This window comes from Mucilaginibacter sp. (assembly GCF_039207105.1).
In the GTDB taxonomy this organism is placed as follows: Bacteria; Bacteroidota; Bacteroidia; order Sphingobacteriales; family Sphingobacteriaceae; genus Mucilaginibacter.
In genome coordinates, this window is the sequence record NZ_JBCECK010000272.1 from 1 (window position 1) to 3,799 (window position 3,799).

Sequence of the window (3,799 nt, forward strand, 5' to 3'; positions counted from 1 at the left end):
TCATCCAGCGGATAGCACCGTAGATACCCATTTTAAGCATGATACCTGATAACAACATGGTACCTGCCGTTGGTGCTTCGGTATAAGTATCGGGCTGCCAGGTGTGGAATGGGAACAAAGGCATTTTGATTGCGAATGCCAGGAAGAACGACCAAAACACCAGCGATTGGCGATGAGCATCTAAACCTATTTTGTAAAACTCGTGCAGATCATATGTTTTACCAGGCGATTGCAGGTACAGGTAAATGATACCCACCAGCATGAATAACGAACCGGCAAATGTGTAAATGAAAAACTTAATAGTGATACGGATACGGTTTTCGCCTCCCCACAGTGCGCAAATAAAGTAAATAGGGATCAGCGCGGCTTCCCAGCCTACATAGAATAAAAATCCGTCTAAAGCGGTAAACACTACCAGCATACCGGCTTGCATAAACAATATCAAACCGTAAAAAGCGCCCGCGTTGGTATGCTTGTGCTGAAAGGTTGATAAAATAATAAGCGGAACAAGCAGCGTGGTTAGCAACACCATGATCATGCTGATGCCATCGATACCTGCGCTAAAATAAATGCCGAATTTGGTTATCCAGGGCACATCAATAGTAAACTGGGTTGAGGCATCGGGAACAAAGCGACTTAAAAATAAGCCGGCTATTACCAGTTCGGCAACAGAGAAAAATAATGCAGCATACTTGGCAACCTCGTTTTTTAATAAGGCTACTATAATTGCGGCAACTACTGGTAAAAAAATTAATATACTAACAGTCATGTTTTATGGTAAACGCTTATCGTTTATATTTTAGTTAATCCAAATACGCTGTAGGCCAATACAGCAATAATTCCAAGCACCATGATAAATATGTAGAAACCCACATTACCGGTTTGAAGTAACCGCAGGCCCTTACTGCTTTCAATAGTACCTTTACCTATTCCGTTCACCAGTCCATCTATACCCAACTTATCAACCACGTTGTAAAAAAACGTTGACAAGAAATCCAATGGTTTGCGGATGATCATATCATAAAGTTCATCTACATAAAACTTATTGTATGACAGGCTGGTTAGTGCCGGACGTTCTTCGGTATCAGCAACAGGAATGCTTCCGCCTTTTCCGTATTTGATGTAAGCGTATATCCATGCTATCAGCGCTACTCCTACTGAAATACCCATCAGGATAAATTCGGTGCTGGCTTGCAAATGATGCTCGCCCAAAATAGCGTTTGATTTTTCAAAAACCGGCGCCAGGAAATGCTCCAGTTCATGATGACCTCCCAAAACTTCAGGTACACCTATCACACCGCCAACTATAGAAAGTATAGCTAAAACAACAAGCGGAATGGTCATGCTTGCCGGCGATTCGTGTACATGGTGCTCCTGCTCATGTGTGCCGCGAAACTTACCATAAAAGGTGAGGTAGAGCATCCGGAACATGTAAAACGATGTTAGCATGGCGGTGAACACACCAATTACATAAAACGTAGTGCTATGCGCGTAGGCATGAGCCAAAATCTCGTCTTTTGAAAAGAAACCTGAGAACGGAGGAATACCTGATATAGCAATAGTACCGATCAGCATAGTAGTAAAGGTTATTTTAATTTTACCTTTTAAACCGCCCATTTTGCGCATGTCCTGCTCGTCGCTCATCGCGTGAATTACCGAACCTGCACCCAGGAATAATAATGCTTTGAAGAAAGCGTGTGTTAATACGTGAAAGAAAGCACCAGTATAAGCACCTACACCCAAACCTAAAAACATATAACCCAATTGCGATACGGTTGAGTAAGCCAATACCTTTTTAATATCAGTTTGGGTTAAGGCTATCAGCGCGGCAAACAACGCAGTTGCCAAACCTATAATGGCAATTACCTCCATTGTATCCGGAGCCAGCGTATAAAATATGTTAGAGCGTGATATCATGTAAATACCCGCAGTAACCATTGTTGCAGCGTGTATCAAGGCCGATACCGGGGTTGGGCCGGCCATCGCGTCTGGCAGCCAGGTAAACAGGGGCAACTGTGCCGATTTACCAACAGCGCCTACAAATAATAATATCGTGATAGCAAAAATCGGCGGGGCGCCCACTTTCATGGTTGCCGCTTTAGGAAATATCTCAGCAAATGAAGTACTGCCAAAAGCATAGATGATCAAAAATATACCTAACAAAAAGCCCAAATCACCAATACGGTTCATTACAAAGGCCTTTTTAGCAGCATCGGCATAGCTTGGGTTGGTATACCAAAAACCGATGAGCAGGTATGAGCATAAACCTACACCTTCCCATCCTATAAACATGATCAGGTAATTGGAACCCATTACCAGCAAAAGCATAAAAAATACAAACAGGTTAAGGTAGGCGAAAAACTTACCAAAGCCATCATCATTATGCATATAGCCTATAGAGTACAAATGTATCAGGAAACCAACACCTGTGATGATCAGCAGCATGATACTACTCAACTGGTCAACCAAAAAAGCGAAAGGGATCTTTAACTGGCCTACTGATATCCAGTCAAAATAAGTAACGTTAACAGGGTGCCCGGTTGATTTGATCTGAAAGAAAACCGCGAGGCTCAAGCCAAATGATACCAATACCAGCAAACTACCGATAAAGCCAATTACGTTTTTTGATAATGAATTGCGGCCAAGTCCGTTAATAATAAAACCAGCTAAGGGTAATATAGGAATAAGCCAGATGTATTTATCCATGTTTTGTTATACGTTATACGTGTTACGTTATACGTTTTTTATGTTTATTATCTGATCGTCATTGCTGATGAACGGTGCAACAACGTTTTATTATATTTCTTTATATCTGTTTTCAAATCCGAAATCAAATTCCAGGATCCAAAATCAGGACCTACCACTTCAGCCTGTTCAGCACGTTGATGTCAATCGAATTGGTATTACGATATATCATTACAATGATGGCCAACCCTACCGCTACTTCGGCAGCAGCCAGCGCCATGATGAAAAATACGAAAACCTGTCCGCTGGCATCACCACGGTAAACTGAGAATGCGGTAAGCAACAAGTTAACCGCGTTAAGCATCAGCTCAACCGACATGAAGATCACGATGGCATTACGACGGATCAATACGCCAATTACACCGATAGAAAAAATAATTGCGCTTAATAATATGTAGTGATTAAGCGGTACCGATTGTATGGTATGAGTTAAACTATCCATTATGCAGTAGCTTTAGGGTCTTTAGTAGCCAGCAGTACAGCACCCACCATTGCCGATAACAGCAATACTGACGATACTTCAAATGGCAGTAAAAATTCATTAAACAATACTTTACCTAAGTTTTTAACCAGGCCAAGGTTGGGATCTTTCAATACTACGGGGTTTGATACACCTACCAATTTTAAGGAGGCTACCAGGGCCACAATTAAAATACCACCGCCAAATACGCCGGCAAATTTTACCATAAAAGGCTTTACCGGTTCGCTTTCCTTATTCAGGTTAATGAGCATCAGGGTGTACAGGAACAGTACCAGGATAGCGCCCATATATACTATAAAATTAACGACAGCCAAAAACTGGGCATTCATTAAAATATAATGTACAGTGAACGTAAAAAAGGTAAGTATCAGATAAAGGATACTGTGTACCGGGTTTTTGGCCGAGATAACCAGTATCGAAAAGAATATGGACAAAAACGCGATGAAGTAAAATGTACTCATGTTTATATTTACAAAATACCTTTGCCTTTTGATAAGATCAGGGCAAAGGTATAAAACTTCTTTATTGATTTAAGGGCGCCTCTACTAATTTGTCTTTACCGTAAATAAAATC

The 3,799-nt window shown here is 41.2% G+C and carries 4 protein-coding genes; all 4 read right to left on the reverse strand.

The genetic code is table 11. The features are described 5' to 3' along the window. The coding region (locus AAGC65_RS25385) for a proton-conducting transporter membrane subunit (RefSeq protein WP_343115257.1) at positions 1 to 769 on the reverse strand (769 nt) is incomplete at its 3' end. A 23-nt stretch (positions 770 to 792) separates the two neighbouring features. After that, positions 793 to 2,706 carry an NADH-quinone oxidoreductase subunit L gene (nuoL, locus tag AAGC65_RS25390; protein WP_343115258.1) on the reverse strand — a complete coding sequence of 638 codons (1,914 nt, stop codon included), beginning with the start codon at positions 2,704 to 2,706 and terminating at the stop codon, positions 793 to 795. A 151-nt stretch (positions 2,707 to 2,857) separates the two neighbouring features. Further along, positions 2,858 to 3,187, reverse strand: a complete 330-nt coding sequence (nuoK, locus tag AAGC65_RS25395; RefSeq protein WP_343115259.1) for an NADH-quinone oxidoreductase subunit NuoK — start codon at positions 3,185 to 3,187, stop codon at positions 2,858 to 2,860. Further along, positions 3,187 to 3,687: an NADH-quinone oxidoreductase subunit J gene (locus AAGC65_RS25400; protein WP_343115260.1), complete on the reverse strand. Its 501-nt coding sequence runs from the start codon at positions 3,685 to 3,687 to the stop codon at positions 3,187 to 3,189. The genes nuoK and AAGC65_RS25400 overlap by 1 nt, the downstream gene beginning before the upstream one ends. Between the last annotated feature and the right edge of the window lie 112 nt (positions 3,688 to 3,799).

Excerpts from the sequence above, each read along its gene's own strand:
- nuoK (WP_343115259.1), bottom strand. The coding sequence starts at position 3,187 with ATGGATAGTTTAACTCATACCATACAATCGGTACCGCTTAATCACTAC.
- AAGC65_RS25400 (WP_343115260.1), bottom strand. The coding sequence starts at position 3,687 with ATGAGTACATTTTACTTCATCGCGTTTTTGTCCATATTCTTTTCGATA.
- nuoL (WP_343115258.1), bottom strand. The coding sequence starts at position 2,706 with ATGGATAAATACATCTGGCTTATTCCTATATTACCCTTAGCTGGTTTT.